The 26,634-nt window shown below is 71.7% G+C and carries 26 protein-coding genes and 1 riboswitch; of the genes, 18 read left to right on the top strand and 8 right to left on the bottom strand.

The window, feature by feature from the left end; translation table 11 throughout:
• Positions 1–114: 114 nt before the first annotated feature.
• Complete coding sequence (locus tag HZF07_RS02815; RefSeq protein ID WP_157346825.1) at positions 115–1,056, top strand: type IV toxin-antitoxin system AbiEi family antitoxin domain-containing protein; 942 nt, start codon at positions 115–117, stop codon at positions 1,054–1,056.
• A 154-nt stretch (positions 1,057–1,210) separates the two neighbouring features.
• Here HZF07_RS02815 and HZF07_RS02820 read toward each other — a convergent pair whose 3' ends face one another.
• Entirely contained in the window at positions 1,211–2,374 is a 1,164-nt protein-coding gene (locus tag HZF07_RS02820; RefSeq protein ID WP_157346827.1) for a steroid 3-ketoacyl-CoA thiolase, read from the bottom strand.
• Positions 2,375–2,494: 120 nt separating this feature from the next.
• Here HZF07_RS02820 and HZF07_RS02825 point away from each other — a divergent pair, with 120 nt between their 5' ends.
• Positions 2,495–3,739: a cytochrome P450 gene (locus HZF07_RS02825; RefSeq protein WP_309504326.1), complete on the top strand. Its 1,245-nt coding sequence runs from the start codon at positions 2,495–2,497 to the stop codon at positions 3,737–3,739.
• Here HZF07_RS02825 and map read toward each other — a convergent pair.
• The gene (gene map, locus HZF07_RS02830) at positions 3,723–4,490 is read right to left on the bottom strand and encodes a type I methionyl aminopeptidase (protein WP_157346831.1); all 768 of its coding nucleotides are present in this window, start codon (positions 4,488–4,490) and stop codon (positions 3,723–3,725) included. The genes HZF07_RS02825 and map overlap by 17 nt on opposite strands.
• A gap of 26 nt (positions 4,491–4,516) precedes the next feature.
• On the opposite strand from map, the gene HZF07_RS02835 reads away from it, so the two are divergent.
• From HZF07_RS02835 to HZF07_RS02850, 4 genes are all read left to right on the top strand, one after another.
• Positions 4,517–5,398, top strand: coding sequence for an aldo/keto reductase (locus HZF07_RS02835; RefSeq protein ID WP_309504328.1), 882 nt, complete (start codon positions 4,517–4,519; stop codon positions 5,396–5,398).
• 62 nt (positions 5,399–5,460) lie between these two features.
• Entirely contained in the window at positions 5,461–6,066 is a 606-nt protein-coding gene (locus HZF07_RS02840; RefSeq protein ID WP_157346833.1) for a ClpP family protease, read from the top strand.
• Positions 6,063–6,668, top strand: coding sequence for a ClpP family protease (locus tag HZF07_RS02845; RefSeq protein ID WP_157346835.1), 606 nt, complete (start codon positions 6,063–6,065; stop codon positions 6,666–6,668). The genes HZF07_RS02840 and HZF07_RS02845 overlap by 4 nt, the downstream gene beginning before the upstream one ends.
• Before the next feature lie 15 nt (positions 6,669–6,683).
• Complete coding sequence (locus HZF07_RS02850; protein WP_157346838.1) at positions 6,684–7,460, top strand: maleylpyruvate isomerase family mycothiol-dependent enzyme; 777 nt, start codon at positions 6,684–6,686, stop codon at positions 7,458–7,460.
• A 1-nt stretch (position 7,461) separates the two neighbouring features.
• Here HZF07_RS02850 and HZF07_RS02855 read toward each other — a convergent pair whose 3' ends face one another.
• Genes HZF07_RS02855 through HZF07_RS02870 form a run of 4 tightly spaced genes read right to left on the bottom strand, consistent with a single transcriptional unit; the run spans position 7,462 to position 10,983 of the window.
• A complete protein-coding gene (locus HZF07_RS02855) occupies positions 7,462–7,779 on the bottom strand; it encodes a helix-turn-helix domain-containing protein (RefSeq protein ID WP_157346840.1) in 318 nt (105 codons plus the stop codon).
• A 24-nt stretch (positions 7,780–7,803) separates the two neighbouring features.
• Positions 7,804–8,967, bottom strand: a complete 1,164-nt coding sequence (locus HZF07_RS02860; protein ID WP_157346842.1) for a thiolase domain-containing protein — start codon at positions 8,965–8,967, stop codon at positions 7,804–7,806.
• Entirely contained in the window at positions 8,967–10,019 is a 1,053-nt protein-coding gene (locus HZF07_RS02865; protein ID WP_157346843.1) for a thiolase domain-containing protein, read from the bottom strand. The genes HZF07_RS02860 and HZF07_RS02865 overlap by 1 nt, the downstream gene beginning before the upstream one ends.
• A 10-nt stretch (positions 10,020–10,029) precedes the next feature.
• Positions 10,030–10,983, bottom strand: a complete 954-nt coding sequence (locus tag HZF07_RS02870; protein ID WP_157346844.1) for a Zn-ribbon domain-containing OB-fold protein — start codon at positions 10,981–10,983, stop codon at positions 10,030–10,032.
• Positions 10,984–11,043: 60 nt separating this feature from the next.
• Here HZF07_RS02870 and HZF07_RS02875 point away from each other — a divergent pair, with 60 nt between their 5' ends.
• The 3 genes from HZF07_RS02875 (at position 11,044) to HZF07_RS02885 (ending at position 13,407) form a co-directional block, all read left to right on the top strand.
• Positions 11,044–12,087 (top strand): LLM class F420-dependent oxidoreductase, encoded by a 1,044-nt coding sequence (locus HZF07_RS02875; RefSeq protein WP_157346845.1) that lies wholly within the window; start codon positions 11,044–11,046, stop codon positions 12,085–12,087.
• 116 nt (positions 12,088–12,203) lie between these two features.
• Positions 12,204–12,364: riboswitch (cyclic di-AMP (ydaO/yuaA leader) on the top strand.
• On the top strand, positions 12,364–12,702 hold the full coding sequence (locus HZF07_RS02880; RefSeq protein WP_157346846.1) for a transglycosylase family protein: 339 nt from the start codon (positions 12,364–12,366) through the stop codon (positions 12,700–12,702). (Overlaps the previous riboswitch by 1 nt.)
• Before the next feature lie 42 nt (positions 12,703–12,744).
• Positions 12,745–13,407 carry a sortase domain-containing protein gene (locus tag HZF07_RS02885; RefSeq protein WP_157346847.1) on the top strand — a complete coding sequence of 221 codons (663 nt, stop codon included), beginning with the start codon at positions 12,745–12,747 and terminating at the stop codon, positions 13,405–13,407.
• A 10-nt stretch (positions 13,408–13,417) separates the two neighbouring features.
• Here the strand turns inward: HZF07_RS02885 and HZF07_RS02890 are convergent, their stop codons facing one another.
• A complete protein-coding gene (locus HZF07_RS02890) occupies positions 13,418–14,788 on the bottom strand; it encodes an FAD-binding oxidoreductase (RefSeq protein WP_157346848.1) in 1,371 nt (456 codons plus the stop codon).
• Between the two features lie 184 nt (positions 14,789–14,972).
• Here HZF07_RS02890 and HZF07_RS02895 point away from each other — a divergent pair, with 184 nt between their 5' ends.
• Together HZF07_RS02895 and fadD8 are read left to right on the top strand one after the other, a co-directional pair.
• Positions 14,973–15,743: an NAD(P)-binding domain-containing protein gene (locus tag HZF07_RS02895; protein ID WP_157346849.1), complete on the top strand. Its 771-nt coding sequence runs from the start codon at positions 14,973–14,975 to the stop codon at positions 15,741–15,743.
• 22 nt (positions 15,744–15,765) lie between these two features.
• Positions 15,766–17,370 (top strand): fatty-acid--CoA ligase FadD8, encoded by a 1,605-nt coding sequence (gene fadD8 / locus HZF07_RS02900; RefSeq protein WP_157346850.1) that lies wholly within the window; start codon positions 15,766–15,768, stop codon positions 17,368–17,370.
• A gap of 3 nt (positions 17,371–17,373) precedes the next feature.
• On the opposite strand, the gene HZF07_RS02905 is transcribed toward fadD8, so the two are convergent.
• Positions 17,374–18,501: an SGNH/GDSL hydrolase family protein gene (locus HZF07_RS02905; RefSeq protein WP_157347505.1), complete on the bottom strand. Its 1,128-nt coding sequence runs from the start codon at positions 18,499–18,501 to the stop codon at positions 17,374–17,376.
• A 21-nt stretch (positions 18,502–18,522) separates the two neighbouring features.
• On the opposite strand from HZF07_RS02905, the gene HZF07_RS02910 reads away from it, so the two are divergent.
• From HZF07_RS02910 to HZF07_RS02940, 7 genes are all read left to right on the top strand, one after another.
• Complete coding sequence (locus HZF07_RS02910) at positions 18,523–19,059, top strand: cytochrome b/b6 domain-containing protein (RefSeq protein WP_157346851.1); 537 nt, start codon at positions 18,523–18,525, stop codon at positions 19,057–19,059.
• A 179-nt stretch (positions 19,060–19,238) separates the two neighbouring features.
• Positions 19,239–20,531, top strand: coding sequence for an ABC transporter substrate-binding protein (locus HZF07_RS02915; protein WP_157346852.1), 1,293 nt, complete (start codon positions 19,239–19,241; stop codon positions 20,529–20,531).
• 73 nt (positions 20,532–20,604) lie between these two features.
• Positions 20,605–21,519 carry a carbohydrate ABC transporter permease gene (locus HZF07_RS02920; RefSeq protein WP_157347507.1) on the top strand — a complete coding sequence of 305 codons (915 nt, stop codon included), beginning with the start codon at positions 20,605–20,607 and terminating at the stop codon, positions 21,517–21,519.
• Positions 21,516–22,352, top strand: coding sequence for a carbohydrate ABC transporter permease (locus tag HZF07_RS02925; protein ID WP_157346853.1), 837 nt, complete (start codon positions 21,516–21,518; stop codon positions 22,350–22,352). Before HZF07_RS02920 ends, HZF07_RS02925 begins: the two co-directional genes overlap by 4 nt.
• Positions 22,349–23,386: a LacI family DNA-binding transcriptional regulator gene (locus HZF07_RS02930; RefSeq protein WP_157346854.1), complete on the top strand. Its 1,038-nt coding sequence runs from the start codon at positions 22,349–22,351 to the stop codon at positions 23,384–23,386. The genes HZF07_RS02925 and HZF07_RS02930 overlap by 4 nt, the downstream gene beginning before the upstream one ends.
• Positions 23,383–25,668: a glycoside hydrolase family 3 N-terminal domain-containing protein gene (locus HZF07_RS02935; protein WP_198346523.1), complete on the top strand. Its 2,286-nt coding sequence runs from the start codon at positions 23,383–23,385 to the stop codon at positions 25,666–25,668. Before HZF07_RS02930 ends, HZF07_RS02935 begins: the two co-directional genes overlap by 4 nt.
• On the top strand, positions 25,668–26,633 hold the full coding sequence (locus HZF07_RS02940) for an acetylxylan esterase (protein ID WP_232523715.1): 966 nt from the start codon (positions 25,668–25,670) through the stop codon (positions 26,631–26,633). The genes HZF07_RS02935 and HZF07_RS02940 overlap by 1 nt, the downstream gene beginning before the upstream one ends.
• Position 26,634 lies beyond the last annotated feature (1 nt).

A 26,634-nucleotide genomic window follows, 5' to 3' on the forward strand; every position in this document is an offset into this window, starting at 1 on the left:
GGGCGAACCTGCGGGCCGCCACGAACTGTCCACAGGCACGGCCCCCGACACCCTTCTGCACAGCGCAGAGCCGATGGCTGCCCGCGCCCGGCGTACCGGCTGGAGGCTGCCGTCATGGACCCTCTGCATCAGCTCGTCCTCCGTCAGAGCTTCTTCACCCGCGCCGAGGCTCGGGCGGCGGGCTACGGCGACCGTGACGTCGCGCAGGCGATGCGAGCGCGTCTGTGGCACCGGATCCGGCGCGGCTACTACACGTTCCACGGCGTGTGGGCGAGCCTCGATGCGGTCGATCGCCACTTGGTCACCGCGCGTGCGGTCGCGCACTCGCTGGGCGACGCGGTCGCCCTGAGCCACGTCTCCGGACTGGTTGTCCACCGCGTGGACGTCTGGGGTTGCGACCTGCGACGGATCCACGTCACCCGGCTCGATGGCGGTCCCGGTCGCATCGAGGGCGACGTGGTGCACCACGAGGGCCGCTGCGCCGTTGACGACGCCGTCGTCGTCGGCGGCCTGGCAGTGCTCGCCGCGGATCGCTGCGCGATCGAGACGGCATCGAGAACGACGAACGAGGTGGCTCTCACCCTGTTCGACGGCGTGCTGCGTGCGGGACACGGCGACGCGGAGGGACTGTTCCGCCGTTTCGAGTCCATGGAGCACTGGCCGTACACGCAGCACCTCCACGTCCCGGTGCGGATGGCCGACGGCGGTGCCGGATCGGTCGGTGAGTCTCGCGGCCGGTGGCTGTTCCGGTGCGCGGGCCTGCCGGCTCCGATCGTCCAGTACGAGGTCCGATCTGCCGCTGGAGAGCTGATCGGCACCACGGACTGGGCTTGGCCGGGCCACGGCCTGATGGGTGAGTTCGACGGCATCGTGAAGTACGGACGGCTCCTGAAGCCGGGGCAGTCGCCGGGGGACGTCGTGTTCAGCGAGAAGGTTCGCGAGGACCAGCTGCGCGAGATCACGGGTATGTCGATGGTCCGGCTGGTCTGGAGCGACTACGACGCTCCGCAGGCGACCGCCGAGCGGGTCCGCGCACGGCTCAACCGGCTGGCCTGAGTGCGGCGGCGCGCCTCATTCGGGGCTCCGTCGCCTCACCCTCATCCCTTGATGAAACCGCGCTTCCCTCGGCGAGCTCGGCCGGGAAAGCGCGGTTTCGACAGCATCCCTTGATGAAACTGCGCTGGGCCGAGGCCGAGGCGGCCGCGAGCCCTCAGATCCGCTCGAGGACGGTGCCGGTCGCCATCGCGCCGCCGGCGCACATCGAGAGCAGCGCGGACGACCCGTCGCGGCGCTCGAGCTCGTGCAGGGCGGTGGTGATCAGGCGGGTGCCGGTGGAGCCGACGGGGTGGCCGAGGGCGATGGCGCCGCCGTTGACGTTGACCTTGTCGAGGTCGACCCGGTGCTGGCCCGCCCAGGACAGCACGACGGAGGCGAAGGCCTCGTTGACCTCGAAGAGGTCGAAGTCGTCGATGGTGCGGCCGGTGCGGGCGAGCACCTTCGCGGTCGCCTCGATGGGGCCGTCGAGGTGGTAGTAGGGGTCGGAGCCGACCAAGCAGTGGGATGCGATCCGGGCGCGCGGGGTGAGGCCGAGGGCGCGCGCCTTGTCCTCATCCATGATGAGTACGGCGGACGCCCCGTCGCTGATCTGCGAGGAGGTGCCGGCGGTGTGCAGCCCGTCGGGCAGCACGGTCTTGAGCGCCGCGAGTCCCTCGAGGGTGGTCTCGCGCAGACCCTGGTCGGTGTCGACCAGACGGGTCTCGCCGGTGGGCGACCCGTCCTCGCCGAGCGCCGGTGCCTCGACGGCGGTGATCTCGCGCTTGAACCGGCCCTCGTCGACCGCGACCCGGGCCTTCTGCTGCGACGCGAGGCCGAACGCCTCGAGGTCGGCGCGCGTGAAGCCGCGGTTGCGGGCGATCCGGTCGGCGGCCTCGAACTGGTTGGGCATGTCGATCGACCAGTCAGCGGGGCGCGGATCGCCCGTGCCGGCCGGCACGTTGGCGCCGAGCGGGATCCGGGACATCGCCTCGACGCCCGCGGCGATCCCGACGTCGATCGTGCCGGCGGCGACCATGTCGTTGATCAGGTGCGCGGCCTGCTGGCCCGAGCCGCACTGCGCGTCCACCATCGTGCCGCCGGTGTGCTGGGCCAGCCCGGCATGCAGCCACGCCCGCCGGACCATCCCGTTGGACTGCTCGCCCGCCTGGGTGACGCAGCCGGCCACCACCTGGTCGACGAGGTCGGAGTCCACGCCGTTGCGCTCGAGCACCTCGCTCATCGCGTGACCCAGCAGGACGGCGGGGTGGACCCCGGCCAGCCAGCCCCTTCGCTTGCCGAGGGGGGTGCGGACGGCGTCGATGATCACGGGGTTGCCCATGCCGCCAAAATAGAACACGTTCTTGTTCTGGACAATCTTTCTTTCCGTACTGGCGGTATGTATCTTCTGGCACTAGAACGTGTTACAACCGGCCTGTCCGTTCCAGCAGAGGGAGCTCCCGTGACCGCTACCGACGTCCTGCCCGAGGGATTCGACTTCACCGATCCGGACGTGAACCAGCAGGCGATCCCGCACGCTGAGTTCCGCGCCGCGCGCCAGAACAGCCCGATCGTGTGGGTCGCGCAGGACCCGACGTGGACGTCGGGCTTCGGGGCCGAGGGCCAGGCGGGCTACTACGCGATCACCCGGCACGAGGACGTCGCCGCGATCTCCAAGGACAGCAAGAACTGGTCGACGTACGAGAACGGCGCGATCGTCCGCTTCCCCAACGAGATGCTGCGGGAGCAGATCGAGCTGCAGCGGGTCATCCTGATCAACCAGGACCCGCCCGAGCACACGGCGACCCGCGCGATCATCTCCCGGGGCTTCACCCCGCGCTCGATCGCCGAGCTCGAGGAGACGATGGTCAAGCGCGGCAACCAGATCGTCCAGGACGCGGTCGGCCGGGGCACCGGCAACTTCGTCGAGGAGATCGCCGCCGAGCTGCCGCTCCAGGCGATCGCCGACCTGATCGGCGTCCCGCAGGAGGACCGGCACAAGCTCTTCGACTGGTCCAACCAGATGCTCGCGGGGGAGGACCCCGACTACGCCGGCAACAACGACGTCGCCGCGGCCGAGATCCTCGGCTACGCGATGATGCTCGCCGCCGAGCGCAAGGCCAACCCGCGCGACGACCTGATCACCAAGCTGATCAACGCGCACAAGGGCGAGCGCGGCCTCTCCGACGACGAGTTCGGCTACTTCGTGATCCTGCTGGCGGTCGCCGGCAACGAGACCACGCGCAACGCGATCTCCCACGGCATGAACGCCTTCCTCGACAACCCCGAGCAGTGGGAGATCTGGAAGCGGGACCGGCCGGCCACCATGGTCGACGAGGTGGTCCGCTGGGCCACGCCGGTCACCGTCTTCCAGCGCACCGCGCTCAACGACGTGGAGGTCGGGGGCCAGCAGTTCAAGAAGGGCGAGCGGGCGGCGCTGTTCTACGCCAGCGCCAACTTCGACGAGGACGTCTTCGAGGACCCCTTCACGTTCAACATCCTGCGCGACCCCAACCCGCAGCTCGGGTTCGGCGGGCACGGCGCCCACTACTGCCTGGGCGCCAACCTGGCCCGGCAGGAGATCCGGGTGATCTTCAACGCGCTCGCCGACCACGCGCCCGACATCAGCAAGCTGGGTGAGCCGGCGCGGCTGCGGCACTCGTGGGTCAACGGCCTCAAGGACCTGCCGGTCAAGTACGCGCCGTGAGGACCAGCGGGCCGTCGGCGGTGATCGCGACGGTGTGCTCCATGTGGGCGCCGCGGGAGCCGTCCTTGCTGCGCAGCGTCCAGCCGTCGGCGTCGGTGTAGATCTCGTCGGTGGTGTGGAGGAACCACGGCTCGATCGCGATGACGAGGCCGGGGCGCAGCTTGAGGCCCCGGCCCGGTCGTCCGTCGTTGGGGACGTGCGGCTCGCCGTGCATGGTGCGGCCGACGCCGTGGCCGCCGAACTGCAGGTTGACGCCCAGCCCGGCCGCTCGGGCGACGTCGCCGATGGCGGCCGAGATGTCGCCGAGCCGGTGGCCGGGCCGGGCCTGCTCGATGCCGGCAGTCAGCGCCCGACCGGTGACCTCGATCAGGTCGAGGTCCTCCTGGCGGGGCGTGCCGACGACGACGCTGAGCGCCGAGTCGGCCACCCAGCCGTCGACGCTGGCGGCGAAGTCCACCGACAGCAGGTCGCCGTCCTGCAGCGTGTAGTCGAACGGCAGGCCGTGCAGCACCGCGTCGTTGACCGAGGTGCAGAGCACCTTGCCGAACGGCGAGGCGCCGAACGACGGGTGGTAGTCGATGTAGCAGGACTCGGCGCCGCGGTCGCGGATCATCCGGTGCGCGAGCGCGTCGAGCTCGAGCAGGTTCACGCCGACGTCGGCCTTCTCGGCGAGCGCGGTGATGACGTCGGCGACGAAGCGGCCGGCGGGGCGCATCTGCTCGATCTGGGCGGGCGTGCGGAGCTCGATCATGTGGTGACCCTATCTAGGGTGGCGGGGTGGACCTCGTGCTCGGCACCATGTACTTCGGCACCCGCACCGACGAGGCGACGTCGTACGCGCTCCTCGACCGGTACGTCGAATCCGGCGGTCGGATCCTCGACACGGCCAACTGCTACTCGTTCTGGTCCTCGCCGACCGGGCACGGCGGGCAGAGCGAGGCGCTGCTCGGGCGCTGGCTGCGGGCCAACCCCGGCCTGCGCGACGAGCTGACGATCGCCACCAAGGTGGGGGTCGAGCCGGTCGACGGCGGCGGGGTCGAGGGACTCTCGGCGCCCGTCATCGAGCGCGAGTCGGCGAAGAGCCTGGAGCGCCTCGGCGTCGACACGATCGACGTCTACTGGGCGCACGGCGAGGACCGGTTGACCGACCTCGAGGAGACCGTCGGCGCGTTCGGCGCTCTGGTCGCCCGCGGCGCCGTACGCCGCCTGGGGGTCTCCAACCACCCCACCTGGCGGGTGGAGCGTGCCCGCGCCATCGCCGCCCGGCTCGGCGTCGAGCCGTGGACCGCCCTCCAGCTCACCACGTCGTACGTCGACCCGCGCCCCGGCGCGCAGGTGCCGGGCAAGGACCACCGGTTCGGGTTCGTCACCGACGAGACGCTCGACTACCTCGCCGAGCACCCCGAGATCGAGCTCTGGGTCTACAGCCCCCTGGTGCAGGGCAGCTTCGACCGCGCGGACCGGCCGTTCCCGGAGGCCTACGACCACCCCGGCACGACGCAGCGGCTCGCGGAGCTGTCGGCGCGTGCGGCGGAGCTGGGCGTGCCGCGGTCGCAGCTGGTGCTGGCGTGGATGCTGGAGCGCGGCTGGAAGCCGATCGTGGGGGTGAGCACCCTCGAGCAGCTCGACTCGGCGCTCGCCGCCGCGTCCCTCCGCTGACGGCGGATCTGCCCAGGGCGGATCCGCTGGATCCCGGCCGCCGTACGCCGAACGCTGGGGGCATGACCCAGACACCGAACCTCGCCGGGCTCTCGGCCGCCGACCGGCTGCTGCACCAGCGGATCATCGTCCTCGGCCAGGAGGTCGACGACGTGATCGCCAACAAGATCTGCGCGGAGCTGCTGCTGCTCTCCGCCGAGGATCCCCACCGCGACATCGCGCTCTACATCAACTCGCCCGGCGGCAGCGTGACCGCGGGCCTGGCCATCTACGACACCATGCGGTTGATCCCCAACGACGTCAGCACGCTCGCGATGGGGCTCGCCGCGAGCATGGGGCAGTTCCTGCTCTCGGCCGGGACGCCCGGCAAGCGCTACGCGCTGCCGCACTCCAGGATCCTCATGCACCAGGGATCGGCCGGCATCGGTGGCACCGCCATCGACATCGAGATCCAGGCCGAGAACCTCGAGCACGTGAAGAACGTGCTGCTCGACCTGATCGCCGAGCACACCGGCCAGTCGCGCGAGGTGGTCGAGCAGGACTCGCAGCGGGACCGGTGGTTCACCGCGGAGCAGGCGAGGGACTACGGCTTCGTCGACGCGGTGCTGACCGACGCGAGGGCCGTGACGCCGGCACGGCCGGCAGCGGCGTTCGGGGTCGTCCGATGAGCGGGCAGTACACGATCCCGAGCGTGGTGGAGAAGACCCACCGCGGCGAGCGGGCCGTCGACATCTACAGCCGGCTGCTCACCGACCGCATCGTCTACCTCGGCACCGAGATCGACGACGGCGTCGCCAACGTCGTGATCGCCCAGCTGCTGCACCTGGAGTCGGAGAGCCCGGAGTCTCCGATCGACCTCTACCTCAACTCACCGGGTGGCTCGGTGACGGCGATGCTGGCGATCTACGACGCCATGCAGTTCATCCGCTCCGAGGTGGGGACGACATGCGTGGGCCAGGCCGCGTCGTCGGCGGCGGTGCTGCTGGCCGCGGGCGCGCCGGGACGCCGGACGGTGCTGCCGCACGCCCGGGTGGTGCTGCACCAGCCGTCCGGCGGGGGACAGGGCACGCTGCCCGACCTCGCCGTCCAGGCGAAGGAGATCGCGCGCGTGCGCGTCGAGATGGAGCGGATCCTGTCGCTGCACACCGGTCGCTCCGTGGAGCAGGTGCGGGCGGACACCGATCGCGACCTGGTGCTCTCGGCGAGCGACGCGGTCGACTACGGGATCGTCGACGCGATCCTGGACAGCCGGAAGAAAGTCGCGGTCTGACCGGTTGCGCCCGTCATGAGCGCCTCCCTCGTCGACCGGACCATCGCCGCCCTCCGCCACGAGCACGACGTGCTCGTGGCCCTGCTCCCGAACCTCCCCGACGAGGCGCTCGACGCGCCTAGCGGCGCATCCGAGTGGACGGTCGCGCAGGCGCTGTCGCACCTCGGGAGCGGCGCCGAGATCACGCGGAAGCCGATCGCACGAGCGGCCGGCGAGAGCGTCGACGAGGAGGACGACCAGTCCGTGTGGGCGCGCTGGGACTCCTCGTCGCCGGTCGACCAGGCGGCCGGTTTCGTGCGGCACGACACGGCGTACCTCGAGACCGTCGAGGCCCTCTCGCCCGAGCAGCGGCAGTCGCTGACGGTCGATCTCGGCTTCCTGCCGGAGCCGGCGCCGCTCGAGGTCGCGCTCGGCATGCGGCTCAACGAGGTCGCCAACCACGCCTGGGACGTGCGCGCCGGCCTCGACCCCGCGGCGGAGGTCACCGAGCAGTCCGCGGAGGTGCTGGCTGAGCTCTTCCGGGGCCCGCTGGCCTTCCTCCTCGGGTTCTCGGCCAAGCCGGGCGAGGTGTCCGAGCCGGTGCGGCTCGCGGTCCCCGGAGGGGGCGTGGTCATCGACGACGGCGTCGCCGTCGTCGACGAGGCCGCCGATCCCACGGCGACGCTCGAGGGCGCGCCCGGTGCGACGGTCCGGCTGCTGACCGGCCGGCTGCGGGCGCCGTACGACGCCGCGGTGTCGGTCAGCGGCAACGTGTCGCTGGACGACCTGCGGCGGGTCTTCCCCGGCTACTGAGTCAGGCCGCCAGGCACACGGGCCCGGAGATCGTGCCGGCGGACAACCGCCGGGAGACCCGGGTGGTGAGGTCGACGAGCCGCAGCCCGAGTGCGCCTGCGACCGCACCGAGGATCTCGGACGAGGGCTCCTTGAGGCCACGCTCGACCTCGGAGAGGTACTGCGTGGACACCCCGGCGTTGCCCGCCACGTCGGACAGCGTGCGCTCGGCCGTACGCCGTGCGTCACGGAGCTCCTGGCCCACGGCCTCGCGCCACAGCGGCTCCGGCTCGACGTGGTCGGGCTGCGGACGGGACGGGAAGGCCAGGACGTCACCCATGTCCCGACTCTAGCCCGCGCCGGGTCAGTTGCTCGGCTTCTCCGCGCCGACGACCCACATGGCGAAGAATTGCGAGCCGCCGCCGTAGGCATGACCGAGGGCCCGTCGTACGCCGTCGACCTGGTGCTCACCGGCCGCGCCGCGCACCTGCAGGGCGGCCTCGCCGAAGCGGAGCATGCCGGAGGCGCCGATCGGGTTCGACGAGAGCACGCCGCCCGAGCAGTTGACCGGGATCTTGCCGTCCATCGCCGTCGCCCCGGACTCCGAGAGCTTCCATCCGCCACCCAGCTCCGCGAAGCCGAGCGACTCCAGCCACATGGGCTCGAACCACGAGAACGGCACGTAGATCTCGGCTGCGTCGATCTCCTCGAGCGGGTTGGTGATGCCGGCCTGCTTCCACAGCGCTGCGGCGGCGTCCCGCGACGCCTGCGGGTTCACCTGGTCGCGCTCGGCGGCGGTGGTGGCCTCGGACCGCATCACGGTGCCGTGGATCCAAGCCGGGTTGGGGGATGCGGCCGCGACGTCCTCGGACACGATGACGAGCGCGCAGGCGCCGTCGGAGGACGGACAGGTCTCGTCGTAGCGGATCGGGTCCCAGAGCATCTGCGAGGCCAGCACCGACTCGACGGTCGTGTCCGGGTTCTTCAGGTGCGCGTAGGGGTTCTTGAGCGCGTTCTGGCGGTCCTTGGCCGCCACGATCGCGCCGACGTGCGTGGGTGCCTCGGAGCGCCGGATGTAGGAGCGCACGTGCGGCGCGAAGTAGCCGCCCGCACCGGCGTGCACGGGCATGTTGAACGGGAGCGGCACCGACAGCGCCCACATCGCGTTGGACTCCGACTGCTTCTCGTAGGCGACCGTCAGCACCCGCTTGTGCACGCCCGCCTGCACGAGCGAGGACGCGACGATCGCGGTCGAGCCGCCGACGGAGCCGGCCGTGTGCACGCGCAGCAGCGGCTTGCCGGCCGCGCCGAGCGACTCGGCGAGGAAGAGCTCGGGCATCATCACGCCCTCGAACAGGTCGGGCGCCTTGCCGACGACGACGGCGTCGATGTCGTCGAAGGTCATGTTCGCGTCGGCCAGCGCGCGGTCGATGGCCTCGCGGCACAGGCCGGCCATCGAGACGTCCTCGCGCTTGGCCCGGTGGTGGGTCTGACCCACGCCGACCACGGCGGCAGGCTGCTTGGCCATCAGTTCCGTCCTTCCAGGGTGCAGAGCAGGTTCTGCTGCAGGGCCGGCCCGGAGGTCGCATGCGCGACCGCCTTGCCGATCTCGCCGGACCAGATCCGCGCCGCCGCCTCGCCGATCCGGATGCCGCCGCCGGAGAACATCGGGTTGCTGGTGAGCGCGCCACCGGACGGGTTGACGCGTACGTCGTCGGCCAGGTCGAGCTCGCGGCGCAGGATCAGCTCCTGGTGGCTGAACGGCGCGTGCAGCTCGGCCAGCTCGACGCCGGACAGGTCGAGCTGGGCAGCGGCACGGGCGGCCGACGGTGCGCGGGTCAGGTCGCGGGTCCCCATGCTCATCGGGTCGACGAAGTGCGCCAGCCCGCTGATCCAGGCGGGCTTCTCGCGCACCTCGCGGGCCTTGTCGCCCGCGGCGAGCACGATGGCGGCCGCCCCGTCGGTGACGGGGGAGCAGTCGTGCTTGCGCAGCGGGTCGGCGTACATCGGTCGGGCGAGCAGCTCCTCGACCGACGACCCGCCCTTGCGGATCGAGTACTCGTTCTTCTCGGCGTCGGTGAGCGACCTGTTGGCGACTTCGGCCATCGCGGCCTCGTCCCAGACGCCCGCGTCGATGCCGACCCGCGCCTGCAGGGCGGCCAGCGACACGGTGTCGGGCCACAGGGGCGTCATGGTGTAGGGCTCCAGCTGCAGCGAGAGCGACCGGCGCAGGACGCCGGCCGACGACTTGCCGAAGGCGTAGACCAGGGCGGTGTCGACCTCGCCGGTCTGGATCTTGAGCCACGCCTCGTAGAGCGCCCAGGCCAGGTCCATCTCGACATGGGACTCGTTGACCGGCGGGATCACGCCGATCGCGTCGACCGCCTGCACGAAGGAGAACGACCGGCCGGCGAGGTAGTCGGAGGACCCCGAGCACCAGAACCCGACGTCCCGCCTGGTCCAGCCGGTCTGCTCGTAGCACTCGGCCAGGAGCGGCACCAGCAGCTCCACGCAGGTCGGCGACCCGTCGAACTCCGGCATCTGTCGCTGGGCGAACCCGACGACCGCAACGTCTCTCATCTTCCGCCCCTCAGAGGTGGTGCTTGTAGGTGTCGTAGTCGGCGTCAGGCTCGCCGGTGGGCTCGAAGTGGTCGATGTTCTCCAGGGAGTAGGTCCACTCCTCGCGCGGCTTCCACACCGCCTCGACCCGCATGCCCATCCGCACCTCCGCGGCCGGGACGCCGAGGATCAGGTGCAGGACCGCGATGTCCGCGCCGTCGAGCAGCACGTACGCCGAGACGTACGGCGGGGTGATCTTCTGCCCCAGGAACGGCACGTTGACGATGCAGAACGTCGTGATCGTGCCGGTCTGCGAGACCTCGACCTCCTCCGAGGTCGGTGTGCCGTCGGTCGGGCAGGCGCTGCGCGGCGGCACGTAGACCTTCTCGCAGGTGGGGCAGCGCTGACCGAGGATGCGGCCCTCGTTGAGGCCGCGGTAGAAGGCGCTCTCCTCGGGGCTCGCTGCGTAGAGGTAGTCCAGTGACACGGGGACGATCACGCCGGTGACCGGGTTGTCGCCGATCGCCTCGACGCCCGTGGGTCCGCTCTCGGTCGCGACCTCGAAGCACTCGATGTCGGTGATCGAGCCGACCCGCTCCTCGCGCCAGCGCACCTGGACCCTCATCCCGGTCGACACCTCGTCGGGGGACGACACGTCGAGGGCGTGCAGCAGGGGCGCGTCGGCGCCGTCGAGGCGCACCAGCACGAACGCGAACGGCCGGTCGAACGGCTGGCCCTTCACCGGCTCGGGCACCCACGTCCACGACGTGACGGTCCCCACCGGCGCGACCTCGACGAAGTCGGTGATCGGCTCGTGGGTCACCGGGTCGAACTCCGGGGGCGGGACGACGACCGCGCCCTCCGAGGTGCGCCCGCCGACGACCTGCCCGTCGCGGAGCCCGGTGAGGAAGCGCCCGATGACCGGCCCGGTGGAGCGGGTGTAGTCGAACGCTACGGTGACCGGTGCTGACAGTGTTCGTGTCATGGTCCGAAACTAGAACACGTTCTAAGATCGGGCAAGCATCGACGACGACAGGAGAGATGGATGAAGCTCGGACTGCAGCTCGGCTACTGGGGCGCACAGCCGCCGCAGGGCGTGGGAGAGCTGGTCGCCGCCGCCGAGGACGCCGGCTTCGACGCGATCTTCACCGCCGAGGCGTGGGGGAGCGACGCGTTCACCCCGCTCGCCTGGTGGGGCCGCGAGACCTCTCGGATCAAGCTCGGGACGTCGATCGTGCAGATGTCCGGCCGCGCACCCACCTCGATCGCGATGCACCTGATGACGCTCGACCACCTGTCGAACGGCCGGGTCATCCTCGGGATGGGCGTCAGCGGCCCGCAGGTCGTGGAGGGCTGGTACGGCCAGCCCTTCGGCAAGCCGCTGGCCCGCACCCGCGAGGTCGTCGAGATCATCCGCAAGGTCCTGGCCCGCCAGGACAAGGTGACCAACGACGGCCCGCACTACCCGCTGCCCTACCGCGGGGAGAACTCCGTCGGCCTCGGCAAGCCCCTCAAGCCGATCGTGCACCCGCTCCGCGCGGACGTGCCGATCTGGCTGGGTGCCGAGGGTCCGAAGAACGTCGCGCAGACGGCCGAGATCGCCGACGGCTGGATCCCGATCTTCTACACCCCGAAGTCGGCCGGCATGTACCAGCCGTGGCTCGACGAGGGCTTCGCGCGGCCGGGCGCGCGGCGTACCCGTGCCGACTTCGAGATCGCCGCCACCTGCCACCTCCAGGTCGTGGACAGCGCGGAGGAGAAGGCGGCGGTCATCGACGCGATGCGGCCGTTCGTCGCGCTCTACATGGGTGGCATGGGCGCCAAGGAGGCGAACTTCCACAACCAGGTCTTCGTGCGGATGGGCTACGAAGACCTCGCGAGCGAGGTGCAGGACCTCTACCTGAACGGGGAGAAGGACAGGGCGACCGCGCTGATCCCCGACGAGCTCGTCGACGACATGCACATCATCGGCACCGCCGGGGAGGTGAAGGAGCGGGTCGCGCAGTGGGAGGAGACCGGCGTCACCACCCTGCTGCTCAGCTGCCGCTCCGCCGACGAGATCCGCTCGGTGGCCGCACTGCTGGCGTGAGGCGGGCCACCCCCGCGCCGACTTGTGTCGGGGCGGGGCACCTGCCTAGCCTCGACAGGTCCTGCGCAACCGCGGGGCGCGCTCCCCGTACGCCGAGTCCTGCCCGGCGGGAGCGGACACGAGACACACTCCGGGCAGGAGCGGGGGACCCACAGGTTCCACGGACCACCCGATGTCCGGGTGTGGTCCTCGGGGTGAAGCCGGCGCCGTAGGGCGCGGCCGGGCAGCTCCTGCCCGAACCCGACAGCTCACCTCGCAGGCGTTCGAGGAGATCTCATGCGCATGCGCACCCTGCTGTCCGCTGCTGCCCTGACGGCGACGACCCTCGTCCCCGTCGTTGCGCTCGACGCACCCTCCCAGGCCGCCTCCGTCCGGACCTGGGAGCGGCTCGCCCACTGCGAGTCCGGCGGCCGCTGGCACATCAACACCGGCAACGGCTACTACGGCGGCCTCCAGATCAGCCCCAGCACCTGGGCCGGTCACGGCGGGCGGCAGTTCGCGAGCCTGCCGAGCCGCGCGAGCAAGGGCGAGCAGATCAAGATCGCCGAGCGGATCAAGCGGAGCCAGGGCTGGGGCGCCTGGCCGGCCTGCTCGGCCCGCATCGGCGTCCGCTGACCCGTTGCGCTTGCGGGTCCGGCGGCTGGGTACGTCCGCTCCATGCATCGAACCCGGTCGGCCGGACCCGCGTACGCCGCCGTCGTGCTCGCCGTCGTGCTTGCCGTCGGGTCGAGCGCTCCGGCCGCCGCTGACGAGCCACCGCGGTTCTCGCACGCCTTCAGCAGCGGCACGGCGCACGACGCCCGGCTGACGATCCCGACGCTCCCGCGGGTCCACCACCTCCAGGTGGTCGCCTACTACGGCAGGACCGACGACGCCCGGGGGACCCGGATCCAGAACCGCGGGATCGCGGCGAGCTCGCACGGCAAGCACGGCGGCACGGGTCCTGGCGGCCTCGGCAACTACCAGGTCACCGGCCACCGCACCTCGCACGGCGGCATCTTCGGGCGGACGCCGTCGCTCGACCACGGCGACAAGGTCTTCGTCGACGCCGGGCGCTGGCGCTACGTCTACCGGATCATCAAGACCCGCTGGACGTCGTTCCGCTCGGCGACGTCGCTGCGCGCCCAGCGCGCGGCGGTGCCCGGCAGGCCGGGTGTCGCGCCCCGGCACGGCTACATCACCATCTCGACGTGCGCGACCCCCGAGGACCACGCCCGCGGCAACTACTGGACCGACCGGTTCGGCAACCCCGAGCACCGCATCGACAAGATCGGCGTCCTCGAGCGGCGGGTGCACCGCCCGGGGACGAAGCACCGGTGAGTGCCGCGGATCAGGCGGGCGCGATGTTCTGGTTGTGCCGGAAGACGTTGTCCGGGTCGTAACGCCCCTTGATCTCGGCCAGGCGGTCGTAGTTGCCCTTGTAGTTGGCGCGGATCCGGCTCTGGTCGTCCTCCGCCATGAAGTTGATGTAGCCGCCCTCCTCCGAGTGGGGAGCGATGGCGTCGTAGTAGCCGCGCACCCAGGCCGTGTTGGCCTCGTCGTCCTCGGCATCCGGCCACATCCCGGCGATGACGGTGGCGAAGCTCGCGTCCCGGTAGGCGAACGCGGTCGCGTCCGGCGCGACGCGGTGGCAGGCGCCGTTGATCGGGTAGATGTGCATCGTCGAGGTCAGTGCGGGCACCTTGGCGCCGTGCTCGACGTGCGCGTCGATCGCATCGTCGGTGAGCTCCTTGACGAAGCTGGCCTTCCAGTAGTGGCGCAGACCCGCCGGGTAGAGGTCGTCGAACGCGCTGTTGAGCGCGGGGTAGGGCATCGGCCCGACCATCTCGGCAACCGATGGGGCGAGGGCCCGGAACGGCGCCAGCACCTTCTCGCCCTGGTCGAGGTCACCGGTCCAGCAGGTCACCAGCAGGGCCAGCGTCTGGCCGTGGCGGTGCTCCGGGATGAACGGGAGCGGCGGCGCGATCTGGTAGGCGGGGAAGCCGCCGAACTCCTCCGGTGCGTCGGCGATGAAGTCGCGGTAGAGGCGGAACAGGTCCCCGGCCTGCTCGAGCTCGAAGAAGATGGGACCGCCGTAGATGTCCTTGACCGGGCTCAGCCTGAACTCGAACGACGTGACCACGCCGAAGTTGCCACCACCGCCGCGGATCGCCCAGAAGAGGTCGGCGTCGTCCTTCTCGCTGGCGAGGTGGAACGTGCCGTCGGCCGTGATGACGTCGGCGGAGAGCAGGTTGTCGAGAGCCAGGCCCAAGCCACGTGAGAGGTAGCCGATGCCGCCGCCGAGCGTCAGCCCGCCGACGCCGGTGGTCGAGATGATGCCGCCGGTCGTGGCCAGCCCGAAGGGGTACGTCGCGGCGTTCATGTCGCCCCAGGTGGCGCCGCCGCCGACCCGGGCCGTCTGGGTCATCGGGTCGACGCGGACACCGCGCATGGCCGAGAGGTCGATGACCACGCCGTCGTCGCACGTGCCGAAACCGGGCACGCTGTGGGCGCCTCCGCGGACGGCGACCGTCAGCCCGTTGTCGGTGGCGAAGCGGACCGCGGTCATCACGTCGCCGGCGTTCGCGGGCTGCACGACCACGCGTGGACGCCGGTCGATCATGCCGTTGCGTACGGTGCGGGCCTCGTCGTAGCCGGCGTCGTCCGGTCCGGTGACGGCGCCACGGACCGTGGCGCGCAAGGTGTCCAGGTCGATGCTCATGTGTCCTCCTCGGTGCGCGGGTTGTCGCGACCGGGGAGGCAGGGGCGTCGGCGAGGCGTCACGAGCCGCGGCGGTCCGCGGCAAGGCTGGATGGAGGTGAGGCTAGCCCTCGGGCGCGGTCGCGTCATACCGCATCTGGAGGGGCCCGTCGGGAGCAGACGGGTCGCGGTGGGAAGGTTGTCCGGTGACCACCTACGGCGTCCTGGGAGTCGGCTCCATCGCGGCCGCGATCGTCACCGGCCTGTGCGAGGGGGTGGGTGACCCGCCCGACGTCGTGCTCTCGCCGCGCAACGCCGAGCGGTCGGCCGGCCTCGCCGCCCGCTTCCCGTCCGTGCGGGTCGCGGACGACAACCAGGCCGTCGTGGACGCCGCCGACGTCGTGGTCGTCTGCCTGCTGCCGACCGACGCGGCCGACGTCCTGGCCGGCCTGACCTTCCGCGCCGACCACGCCGTCCTGAGCGCGGTCGCCGAGCTGCACCTCGCCGGCCTCGCGGCGGTCGTCGCGCCCGCGACCGACGTCGCCCTGGTCACCCCGCTGCCGGCGGTCGCGACCCGCAGCGGCGCCACCCCGGTGCACCCCGGCACGCCCGCCGCCACCGGCCTCTTCGACCGCCTCGGCGGCAGCCTGGTGCTCGACAGCGAGCTCGCCTACGAGTCGATCGGCGCGGCGTCGGCCACGGTCGCGGCGTACTTCCGCTACCTGGGCACGATCGCGGGCTGGCTGGAGGACCGTGGCATCCCCGGCGACGAGGCACGCCGCTACGTCGCCGACACGTTCGCCGCCCTGGCCGGCGAGCTGAGCACCCCGCACGCCGACTTCGACGCGCTCGCCGCGGCGCACGCGACCCCCGGTGGCCTCAACGAGCAGCTGGCGCGCGACCTCACCGAGGCCGGGGCGTACGACGCTGTCCGGGCCGGCCTCGACCGCGTGCTCGCGAGGATTGCCCCGAACTGAAACACGTTCTAGTCTCGGGCGCATGACGGCAGACATGCGAGTCGGGACGCACAACGGTCACCTGATGGTCTCCGCGCTGAAGCGGCACCGGGACAAGCCGGTGATGTACCTCGGCGACACCACGATCACCGGCGGGCAGGCCGCGGAGCGGATGAGCCAGTACGTCCAGGCGTTCGAGGCCCTCGGCGCCGGCCGGGGCACCGCGGGTGCGCTGCTGGCGCTGAACCGCCCCGAGGTCCTCTTCATCCTCGGCGCCGGCCAGACCCAGGGCTACCGACGCAGCTCGCTGCACCCGCTCGGCTCGCTCGACGACCACGCCTACGTCATCAACGACGCCGAGATCACCTCGCTGACCATCGACCCGGTGCCGATGTTCGTCGAGCGCGCCCTGGGGCTGCTCGAGCGCTGCCCGAAGCTCGAGAAGGTCCTGACGATCGGCCCGGTGCCCGACGAGCTGGCCCACGTCGGCCACGACCTGGTCGCGGCCGCCGCCTCGTTCGCCCCGCAGCCGCTCGAGGCGGTCACCCTCGACCCGGACCACGTCGTGTCGATCACCTACACCGGCGGCACGACCGGCAAGCCCAAGGGGGTCATCGGCCTCTCCCGGCAGATGAACACGATGACGCAGATCCAGATGGCCGAGTGGGAGTGGCCGGAGTCGCCGAAGTTCCTGATGTGCACGCCGCTCTCGCACGCCGGCGCGGCGTTCTTCGTGCCGACGGTGCTCAAGGGCGGCTGCCTCTACGTGCTGGCGAAGTTCGACCCGGCCGAGGTGCTGCGGACCATCGAGGAGCAGCGGATCACCGCGACCATGCTGGTGCCGTCGATGCTCTACGCGCTGATGGACCACCCGGACTCGCGGACCCGCGACCTCTCGTCGCTCGAGACCGTCTACTACGGCGCCTCCGCGATCAACCCGGTGCGCCTCAAGGAGGCGATCGACCGCTTCGGCCCGATCTTCGCGCAGTACTACGGCCAGTCCGAGGCGCCGATGGCGATCACCTACTTCGCCAAGGAGGACCACGTCGGCGGCGGCGACGGCCGGCTCGCGTCCTGCGGGCGCCCCTCGGCGTTCATCCGTACGGCGCTGCTCGGCGAGGACGGCAAGCCGGTGCCCACCGGGGAGCCGGGGGAGATCTGCGTCGCCGGCCCCCTCCTGGCCGGCGGCTACTGGAACCTGCCGGACGAGACCGCTGAGACCTTCCGCGACGGCTGGATGCACACCGGCGACGTGGCCCGCGAGGACGAGGACGGCTTCTGGTACATCGTCGACCGCACCAAGGACATGATCGTCACCGGCGGCTTCAACGTGTTCCCGCGCGAGGTCGAGGACGTGGTCGCCGAGCACCCCGCGGTCGCCCAGGTCGGCGTGATCGGCACCCCGCACGAGAAGTTCGGCGAGGCGGTCACGGCGATCGTGGTGCTGCGCTCCGACGCCCCGCGCGACGAGGAGTCGATCGCGACGATGACCGTCGAGATCCAGGAGATGGTCAAGGAGCGCAAGGGCTCCGTGCAGTCGCCCAAGCAGGTCATCGTCGCCGACGCGCTGCCGCTCACCGGCCTCGGCAAGCCGGACAAGAAGGCGCTGCGCGCGGAGTTCTGGACCGGCGACCGCGCCGTCGGCTGAGGCCTACAGCACCGCCTTCGCGAACCGCTCGCCGATGAGGCGGTGGGTCGCGGAGTCCGGGTGGAGGCCGTCGGGGAGCGGCAGGTCGACCGCGTCCTCGGCGCCGTAGAGCGACAGCCCGTCGACGTAGGTCAGGTGCGGGTCGGCGCGCTGGTCGACGATCCGGGCGAGCTCGGCGCGGATGGTCTGGAGCGTGAGCCTGCCTGCGGCCACCTCTGCCGGGTCGCCGAGGGCGACGAAGCGCACCTCGCCCTCAGCCAACGCGCTCATGTCTGGGGCGGCCGGCCCGGGCGTCTCCTCGTGGATGCCGCACCAGACGGGGGACACCACGACCAGGGGCGTGTCGGGGTGCCCGTCGCGGATCGTGTCGAGGAAGCCGTGCACCGCGGACGTGAACCCGCGCATCCGCATCAGGTCGTGGTTGGTGACGTTGATGCCGAGCTTGAGGCTCACCAGGTCGGCCGGGGTGTCGCGGATCGTGCGCGCGACGCACTGGTCGACGAGCGCACTGCCGGCGAAGCCGAGGTTGACCAGGTCGACGCCGGCCAGCCGCGCGGCGTACGCCGGCCACGTGCCGGTGGGGCGCTCTGCGGCCGAGCCGTGGCTGATCGAGCTGCCGTGGTGCACCCACACGCGGCTGGCGCCGGGCGCAGCGGGCTCCACCGGCGCGTCGGTGTGGAGCGCGACGAGCCGGCTGGACTCGTCGTGCGGCAGCCAGATCTCGACGGCCTTCGGGCCGGCCGCGAGCCCGTCCCACCGCACCCGGCCAGGCTCGCCCTCGACGCTCTCGGCGCGCCCGGTCATCATGTCGACCGTCAGCACGTCGCCGCCGGGGATCGACCCACCACCCACGACCTGCCCGTCGACCACGAGCTCGTAGGTGCCGTCCGGGCGCGGCGGGGCGCCGGCGTACGCGCGCTTGCTGGGCAGCGCCTCGAGCTCGATCACCGTGGCCGCGGTCCGGAACGCCACGCGCACCCCGGACGGCATGCTCTCCGCCATCAGCAGCTGCGGATCGGGCAGCTGGGCGCGTGCCCAGGCCGGCAGCCGGTGGGGGAGCAGCCCCCGGGGGGTCTGCTCGACCTCGAGGGCGCCCCGGACGAGGGCGGGGGTGACGGGTGTCGTGAGCATCTCCACGGGTACGACGGTGCCATGCCGCTCCGCAACGGTGAGCACGGGTACGGCCTCGTCACCAAGACGCTGCACTGGGCGACCGTGCTCGCCGTCGTCGCCCAGTTCGTCGTCGGCTACACGGTGGAGGCCGACCACAGCGGCCACGGGCACGGGCGGGGCCGGGGGAGAGGCGGCGCGAGCGGCCACGGGCGAGGGCGCGGCGGCGAGGACGACGGCCTGGGGGTGTTCGACGGCCCGCTCGACCTGCTCGACCTGCACGTCCTGCTGGGGCTGAGCATCTTCGCGCTGGTGCTCCTCCGGGTGCTGTGGCGGTCCACGACGCCGCTGCCGCCCTGGGACGAGCGGCTGACGCCGCGTGACCAGCGGATCGTGCACGCCGCCGAGGTCGCCCTCCTCGCCACGCTCGTCGTCGTCCCGCTCACCGGGCTGGCGCTGGTGCTCGGGGACGACGACCTGCTGCCGGTGCACGTCGCCGCGCACATCGCCTTCTTCGTGGCGCTGGCCGCCCACCTGGGCATGGTGCTCGGCCGCCGCCTCGTGCGGCGGATGCTCTAGCCCCACCCCGGGGTGTGAGCGCACCCATCGAAGCGACCCGGCGGGGTATCGAAATTTCGAAAGTGCTTGCCTTTGGAAATCGTTATCGACAACGATTGACACCCCGGATCTGCGAGTGGCACCTTTCCCGCCATGTGACGTGCGTCGCACCCGGCGTACGACGAACGGAAGGGTGACGAATGAGGTCGAAGACGCGCAGTGCGGCACTCGCCGCGATCTGCGCCGGGGTGTTGACGCTCGCCGCCTGCGGTGGCGACGACGACTCCTCGGACGAGAGCGGTGGCGAGACCACGATCACGTGGTGGCACAACTCCAACAACGAGCCCGGCAAGGGCTACTACGAGCAGGTCGCCAAGGACTTCGAGGCCGACCACGAGGGCGTGAAGATCGAGATCCAGGCCATGGCCCACGAGGACATGGTCGACAAGCTCGCCGCGGCGTTCCAGAGCGGCGACATCCCGGACGTCTACATGGAGCGCGGCGGCGGTGAGCTCGCGGACCACGTCGAGGCCGGCATGGTGAAGGACATCTCGGACTCGGCCTCGGAGGAGATCGACAAGATCGGCGGCTCGGTCGCCGGCTGGCAGGTCGACGGCCAGACCTACGCCCTGCCGTTCTCCCTCGGCGTCGTCGGGTTCTGGTACAACACCGACCTCTTCGAGCAGGCCGGGATCACCGAGCCCCCGACCACCCTCGCCGAGTTCAACGACGCCGTCGACAAGCTCAAGGACGCCGGCATCGAGCCGGTCTCGGTCGGCGCCGGCGACGGCTGGCCTGCCGCCCACTACTGGTACTACACCGCCCTCCGGCAGTGCTCCCAGGACACGCTGACCACCGCCCTCACCGACATGGACTTCTCGGACCCGTGCTTCGTCAAGGCCGGCGAGACCGTCGAGGAGATCCTCGACATGGACCCCTTCAACAAGGGCTTCCTCGCCACCAAGGCGCAGGAGGGCGCGACGTCCGCGTCCGGCCTGCTCGCCACCGGCAAGGTCGCGATGGAGATGCAGGGCCACTGGGAGCCGGGCGTCATGCAGGGCCTGACCGACGACGGCAAGGGCCTGGGCGACAAGACCGGCTGGTTCCCCTTCCCGGCCGTCGACGGCGGTGCCGGTGACCCGGCCGCCGCGCTCGGCGGCGGCGACGCCTGGGCCGTCTCGGAGGAGGCACCCGACGAGGCCGTCGAGTTCGTGAAGTACCTGCTGTCCGACGACGTGCAGACCGGCTTCGCGGAGAACGACATGGGTCTGCCGACCAACGCGGCGGCCAGCGGCTCCGTCAAGGACCCGGCGCTCGCCGGCCTGCTGGAGTTCCGCGACCAGGCGCCGTTCGTCCAGCTCTACTTCGACACCGCGCTCGGTGAGTCGGTCGGAGGCGCGCTGAACTCCGAGATCGCGCTGCTGTTCGCAGGTGAGGCCTCGCCGCAGGACGTCGTGGACGCCGTGCAAGAGGCCGCGGACGAGGAGAAGTGACCTGTCCGTGACAGACGAGGGCATCGCCGTCCCGGCGGTACCCGTCCACGCAGATCTGGCCACCCGGCGCACCATGCGCCGGGTGGCCCCCCGCCCTGTCGGGCCGCGGTGGCGGCTGCGGCTCGAGGTCGCGCTGTTCGTGACCCCGGCGCTCGCGCTGATGGCCGTCTTCGTGGCCTGGCCGGTCGTGTCGGCGGTGCGGATGTCCTTCTACCGCTGGAAGGGCTTCGGCCCGATGGACGACTTCGTCGGCTGGCGCAACTACCAGCGGGTGCTGAGCGACGAGGTGTTCACCGACGCGGTGATGCACAACTTCATGATCGTGATCGCCTCGGTGATCGTGCAGCTCCCTCTGGGTCTCCTGCTCGCGATGCTGCTCAACCGCCGGATCGTGGGGCAGGGCCTGCTCCGCACGATCGTCTTCGTCCCGTACGTCGTGGCCGAGGTGATCGCCGGCGTCGTCTGGTTCCAGCTGCTCCAGCCGCAGTACGGCGTGATCGACCACCTGATCGAGATGGTCGGTCTCACGCCTCCGGAGCAGGGCTTCCTCGGCACGCCGGACCTGGCGCTGCCGACGGTCTTCGTGGTGCTCACCTGGAAGTACCTCGGCCTCGCGGTCCTGCTCTTCCTCGCCGGGCTCCAGAGCGTGCCCGACGAGCTCTTCGAGGCCGCCCAGCTGGACGGGGCCGGCTGGTGGCAGGCACAGCGGCGCATCGCGCTGCCGCTGCTGGGCCCGACGATCCGGACCTGGCTCTTCCTGTCGATGATCGGCTCGATCCAGTGCTTCGACATGGTCTGGGTGCTGACCCAGGGTGGTCCCGCCAACGCCACGACGACGATGGCGACCTACCTCATCAGCGAGGGCACGCAGCGCCACAACTACGGCATCGCGGGAGCGGCCTCCGTGCTGCTCTTCGTGATCGGCTTCGTGCTCGCGCTCGTCTACCAAGTGTTCGTCCTTCGACGTGACCGGGAGGTGCTCCGATGACGGCTCGCGCCAAGAGCTTCGGCGGCGGTGGCCCGCTGGTCTACGGGATCGCGCTGGTCACCGTCGCAATCACGCTCGGGCCCGTGATCTACGGCGCGCTCGGCGGCTTCCGCAGCAACGAGCAGATCGCGCGCGACCCGGCGTCCCTCCCGGACCCGTGGGTCTTCAGCAACTACACGGCCGTGCTCACCAACGAGGCGTTCTGGCGCTACGCCGTGAACTCGACGGTGATCGCCGTCGTCACCACGGTGGTCGCCGTCCTCCTCGGCGTGATGGCGGCGTACCCGCTCGCGCGCTACGACTTCCGCGGCCGCGAGGCGCTCTTCACGGTCTTCGTGCTCGGCCTCCTCTTCCCGGCGGCGGTCGCGATCATCCCGCTCTTCATCCTGGTGACCCGCGACCTGTCGCTGGGCAACACCTGGTGGGGCGTCGCGCTGCCCCAGGCGGCGTTCGCGCTGCCGCTGACCGTGGTCATCCTGCGGCCGTTCCTGATGGCGATCCCGCGCGAGCTCGAGGAGGCGGCGCTGATCGACGGCGCGTCCCGCGTCGGGATCTTCTGGTGGCTCGCGCTGCCCTTGTCGATCCCCGGACTGGTGACGGTCGGCGTGCTGGCGTTCGTCGCCTCGTGGAACGCCTACCTGCTGCCGCTGCTGCTGCTCCAGGACGACATGCGCACGCTGCCGCTCGGGGTGGCGGACTACTCGACCGAGCACTCGGCGGACACCGCCGGCGTGCTGGCGTTCACGACGATCGCGATGATCCCGGCGCTGGTGATGTTCCTGGCGATGCAGCGCCGGATCGTCAGCGGTCTCCAGGGAGCGGTGAAGGGATGACGGGCGTGGACGGCAACGGGCAGACGACCGGCCGGGTGACGATGCAGCAGGTCGCGGCGGAGGCGGGCGTGTCGGTCTCGACGGTCTCGAAGGTGATCAACGCCCGCTACGGCGTGGCACCGGAGACCTTCGAGCACGTCACGGGCGTCATCAACCGCCTCGGCTACGAGGCCAGCCTGGTCGCGCGGAGCCTGCGCAACACGCGGACCAACGTCATCGGCGTGCTGGTCGCCGACTTCGAGCCGTTCAGCACCGAGGTGCTCAAGGGCGTCGCCGACGCGATCCGCGGCACCGGCTACGAGCTGGTCGCCTACTCCGCCGGCGGCCGCGTCGACGAGCACGTCGGCTGGGAGCGGCGCTACCTCTCCCGGGTGATGGGGACCCTCGTCGACGGCGCGGTGATCGTCACCCCGACCGTCACCGACGTCCAGTACGACGGTCCGGTCGTCGCCGTCGACCCGCACACCGGCCGGTCGAGCCTGCCGACCGTCGCCGCGGACAACCTCCAGGGCGCCCGGATCGCCGTCGACCACCTCATCGAGCTCGGACACCGGCGGATCGGCATGGTCACCGGACGTCCCGACCTGGTGTCGGCGCAGCTGCGCGAGCAGGGCTACCGCGACGCCATCCACGCCGCCGGGCTGCGGGTCGACGAGGACCTCCTCGCGCTCGGCGCCTTCGACCCGGAGCAGGCGCGCGAGGCGGCCCGGGCGCTGCTGACCCTGCCGGACCCGCCGACGGCCATCTTCGCGGCCAACGACATCTCGGCCCTAGCCACCCTCGACGTCGCCGTCGAGCTCGGCATCGACGTCCCGGGCGCGGTCTCGGTGGTGGGCTTCGACAACATCCCGGAGTCCGCCCTCGCGCACCCGCCGCTCACGACGGTGCACCAGCCGATGCGCCAGCTCGGCCGCGACGCGACCGCCATGTTGGTGGCGCTCATCGCGGGCGAGGAGATCGACGACACCCACATCACCCTGGACACGACGCTCGTACGTCGCCGGTCCACAGCATCGTTGGAGGTTCCTTCGTGACCGAGCTCTGGCGCGACCCGTCGGCGCCCGTCGACGCCCGCGTCGCCGACCTGATCGAGCGGATGACCTTGGAGGAGAAGGTCGCCCAGCTCGGCAGCGTCTGGTGGATCGACCCGGCCGCCGGCGGGATGGCGCCGATGCTCAGCGAGAGCATCGGGCCGCTCCCGCCCTGGGCGGAGGTGGTCGACGGTGGTCTCGGCCAGCTCACCCGGACCTTCGGCACGGCCCCGCTCGAGCCACGCGAGGGGATGCGCATCCTCGCCGAGCGGCAGCGCGACGTGGTCGCCGGCAACCGCTTCGGCATCCCTGCGCAGGTGCACGAGGAGTGCCTCACCGGGCTCGCGGCCTGGCGATCGACGATCTACCCGGCGCCGCTGTCCTGGGCGGCGACCTTCGACCCGGACCTCATCGCAGAGATGGGAGCCCAGATCGGCTCCACGATGAGCCGGCTCGGCATCCACCAGGGCCTCGCCCCGGTGCTCGACGTCGTCCGCGACCACCGCTGGGGACGGGTCGAGGAGACGCTGGGGGAGGATCCCCTGCTCGTCGGGCTGGTCGGCTCGGCGTACGTCCGCGGCCTCGAGGGCGCGGGGATCGTGGCGACGCTCAAGCACTTCGTCGGCTACTCCGCGTCGCGCGCCGCCCGCAACCTCGCGCCCGTGTCGATGGGCCCGCGCGAGCTCGCCGACGTGATGCTGCCGCCGTTCGAGATGGCCCTGCGCGCCGGGGCCCGGTCGGTGATGAACTCCTACACCGACCGCGACGGCGTGCCGGCCGCGGCCGACCGCACGCTGCTCACGGACCTGCTGCGCGACCAGCTCGGGTTCGACGGCACCCTCACGGCCGACTACTTCTCCGTCGCCTTCCTGCAGACCCTGCACGGGGTCGCGGAGGACCTCGGCGAGGCGGCTGCCCTCGCGCTCCAGGCCGGCATCGACATCGAGCTGCCGTCGACCAACGCCTTCGGGCAGCCGCTGCTCGACGCGCTCGCCGCCGGGCTGGTCGAGGAGAAGACGATCGACACGGCGCTGATCCGGGTGCTCCGCCAGAAGTGCGAGCTGGGCCTGCTCGACCCCGACTGGGCGCCGACCGAGCCGGACGACGTGGACCTCGACGCCCCCGAGGCTCGGGCGCTCGCGCTGCGCGTCGCGCAGCGCTCGATGGTGCTGCTCGCGAACGACGGCACCCTGCCTCTCCAGCCAGGCGCGCGGCTCGTGGTGGTCGGGCCGCGCGCCGACACCTACCAGGCGATGCTCGGCTGCTACTCCTTCCCGATGCACGTGCTCGTGCACCACCCCGGCGTGGAGCCGGGTCTGGAGATCCGCAGCGTGCGGGAGGCGCTGGCCGCCGACCACGAGGTCACCTACGCGCTCGGCGTCCCGGTGGTCGGCGGATCCGACGAGGAGATCGCTGCCGCGGTGGCCGCCGCCCGCGACGCCGACGTGTGCGTCGTCGCCCTGGGGGACGAGGCCGGGCTGTTCGGCAACGGCACCTCCGGCGAGGGCAACGACGTCGCCACGCTCGACCTGCCCGGCCGCCAGGAGGAGCTCCTCGAGGCGCTGCTCGGCACGGGCACCCCGGTGGTGGCGGTGCTGCTGGTCGGCCGGCCCTACGACCTGAGCCGGCAGGTCGACCGGCTGGCGGCCGTCGTCTGCGCCTTCTTCCCCGGCGAGGAGGGCGCCCAGGCGATCGCCGACGTCCTCACCGGCCGGGTGAACCCCTCGGGCCGGCTGCCGGTCAGCTTCCCGGCCGCCGGCGCCACGCACCCCTCGACGTACCTCGCCCCGACGCTGGGGCAGCTCACCGACGTCAGCGTCGTCGACCCGACGGCGCTCTTCCCCTTCGGGCACGGCCTGTCGTACGCCGCCGCCACCTGGGGATCGGTCGCCGCGTCGACCGAGGAGTGGGCCACTGACGGCTCGGTCGAGCTGGCGGTGGAGCTCGGCAACGACACGGACCGCGAGGTCTCCGAGGTCGTGCAGGTCTACCTCCACGACCCGGTGGCGTCCGTCGTCCGCCCGGTGCAGCAGCTGGTCGGGGCTGCGCGGGTGGACCTCGCGGTCGGCGAGCAGGCGCGCGTCCGCTTCACGCTCTCCGCCGACCTGGCGTCCTTCACCGGCCGCGACCTGGTGCGGATCGTGGAGCCGGGCGCGGTCGAGCTGCGGGTCGGGGCGTCGAGCGCCGACATCCGCGCGACGGTGGCGCTGCGGCTGGTCGGGCCGACGCGCCAGGTCCGGGTCGAGCGGTCGCTGGCGCCGGACGTGGTCGTCGAGACCGCCTGATGCACTACGACCTGCCCCTCGAGGAGCTGCGGGACTACCGGCCGGTGCTTCCGACGCCGGAGGACCTGGAGGAGTTCTGGCAGGAGACGCTCGACGCGCTGCCCGACCCGGCGCCGTCGTACGCCGTGGTCGCATCAGGCCTGGTGACCGTCGAGACGTGGGAGGTGACCTTCGCGGGGCACGACGGCGCGCCGGTGCGCGCGTGGCTGCACCTCCCCGCGGGCCCGCTGCGGTCGGACTCGCTGCCCGGCGTGGTGCAGTTCCAGGGCTACAACGGCGGTCGCGGACTGCCCCACGAGCACGTCTTCTGGGCGTCGGCGGGCTACGCCCATCTCGTCGTCGACACCCGGGGGCAGGGGAGCGGCTGGACGACCGGCGCGACCGCTGACCCCGCCGGCTCGGGGCCGGCGCAGCCGGGCTTCCTCACCCGCGGGATCGACTCGCGGGACACCTACTACTACCGCAGGGTCTACGCCGACGCCGTCGCCGCGGTCGAGGTGCTGCGCGGGCACCCGCTCGTGGACCCGTCTCGGGTGGCCGTGGCGGGAGGGAGCCAGGGCGGCGGGATCTCGACCTCCGTCGCCGCCCTGGCTCCCTCCTCCGTGGCCGCAGTGCTGCCGGACGTGCCGTTCCTCTGCGACTTCAGACGCGCGACGTCAGTCGCGCAGGCCGAGCCCTACCTGGAGCTGGTGCGCTACCTGGCCGCCCACCGCCCGTCGGTGCCCGCGGTCTTCGCGACGCTGTCCTACTTCGACGCCGCGGTGCTCGCGCCCCGCGCCAGCGCGCCCGCGCTCTTCTCGGTCGCGCTGATGGACCGCACCTGCCCACCGTCGACGGTCTTCGCCGCGTTCAACGCCTACGGCGGGCCGAAGTCGATCGAGGTCTACGAGTTCAACGACCACGAGGGTGGCGAGGCGCACCACCGCGTGCGCCAGCTGGCCTGGCTGGACGGGGTGCTCGGCTGAG

The organism is Nocardioides agri (assembly GCF_013778305.1).
GTDB classification, from domain to species: Bacteria; Actinomycetota; Actinomycetes; order Propionibacteriales; family Nocardioidaceae; genus Nocardioides; species Nocardioides agri.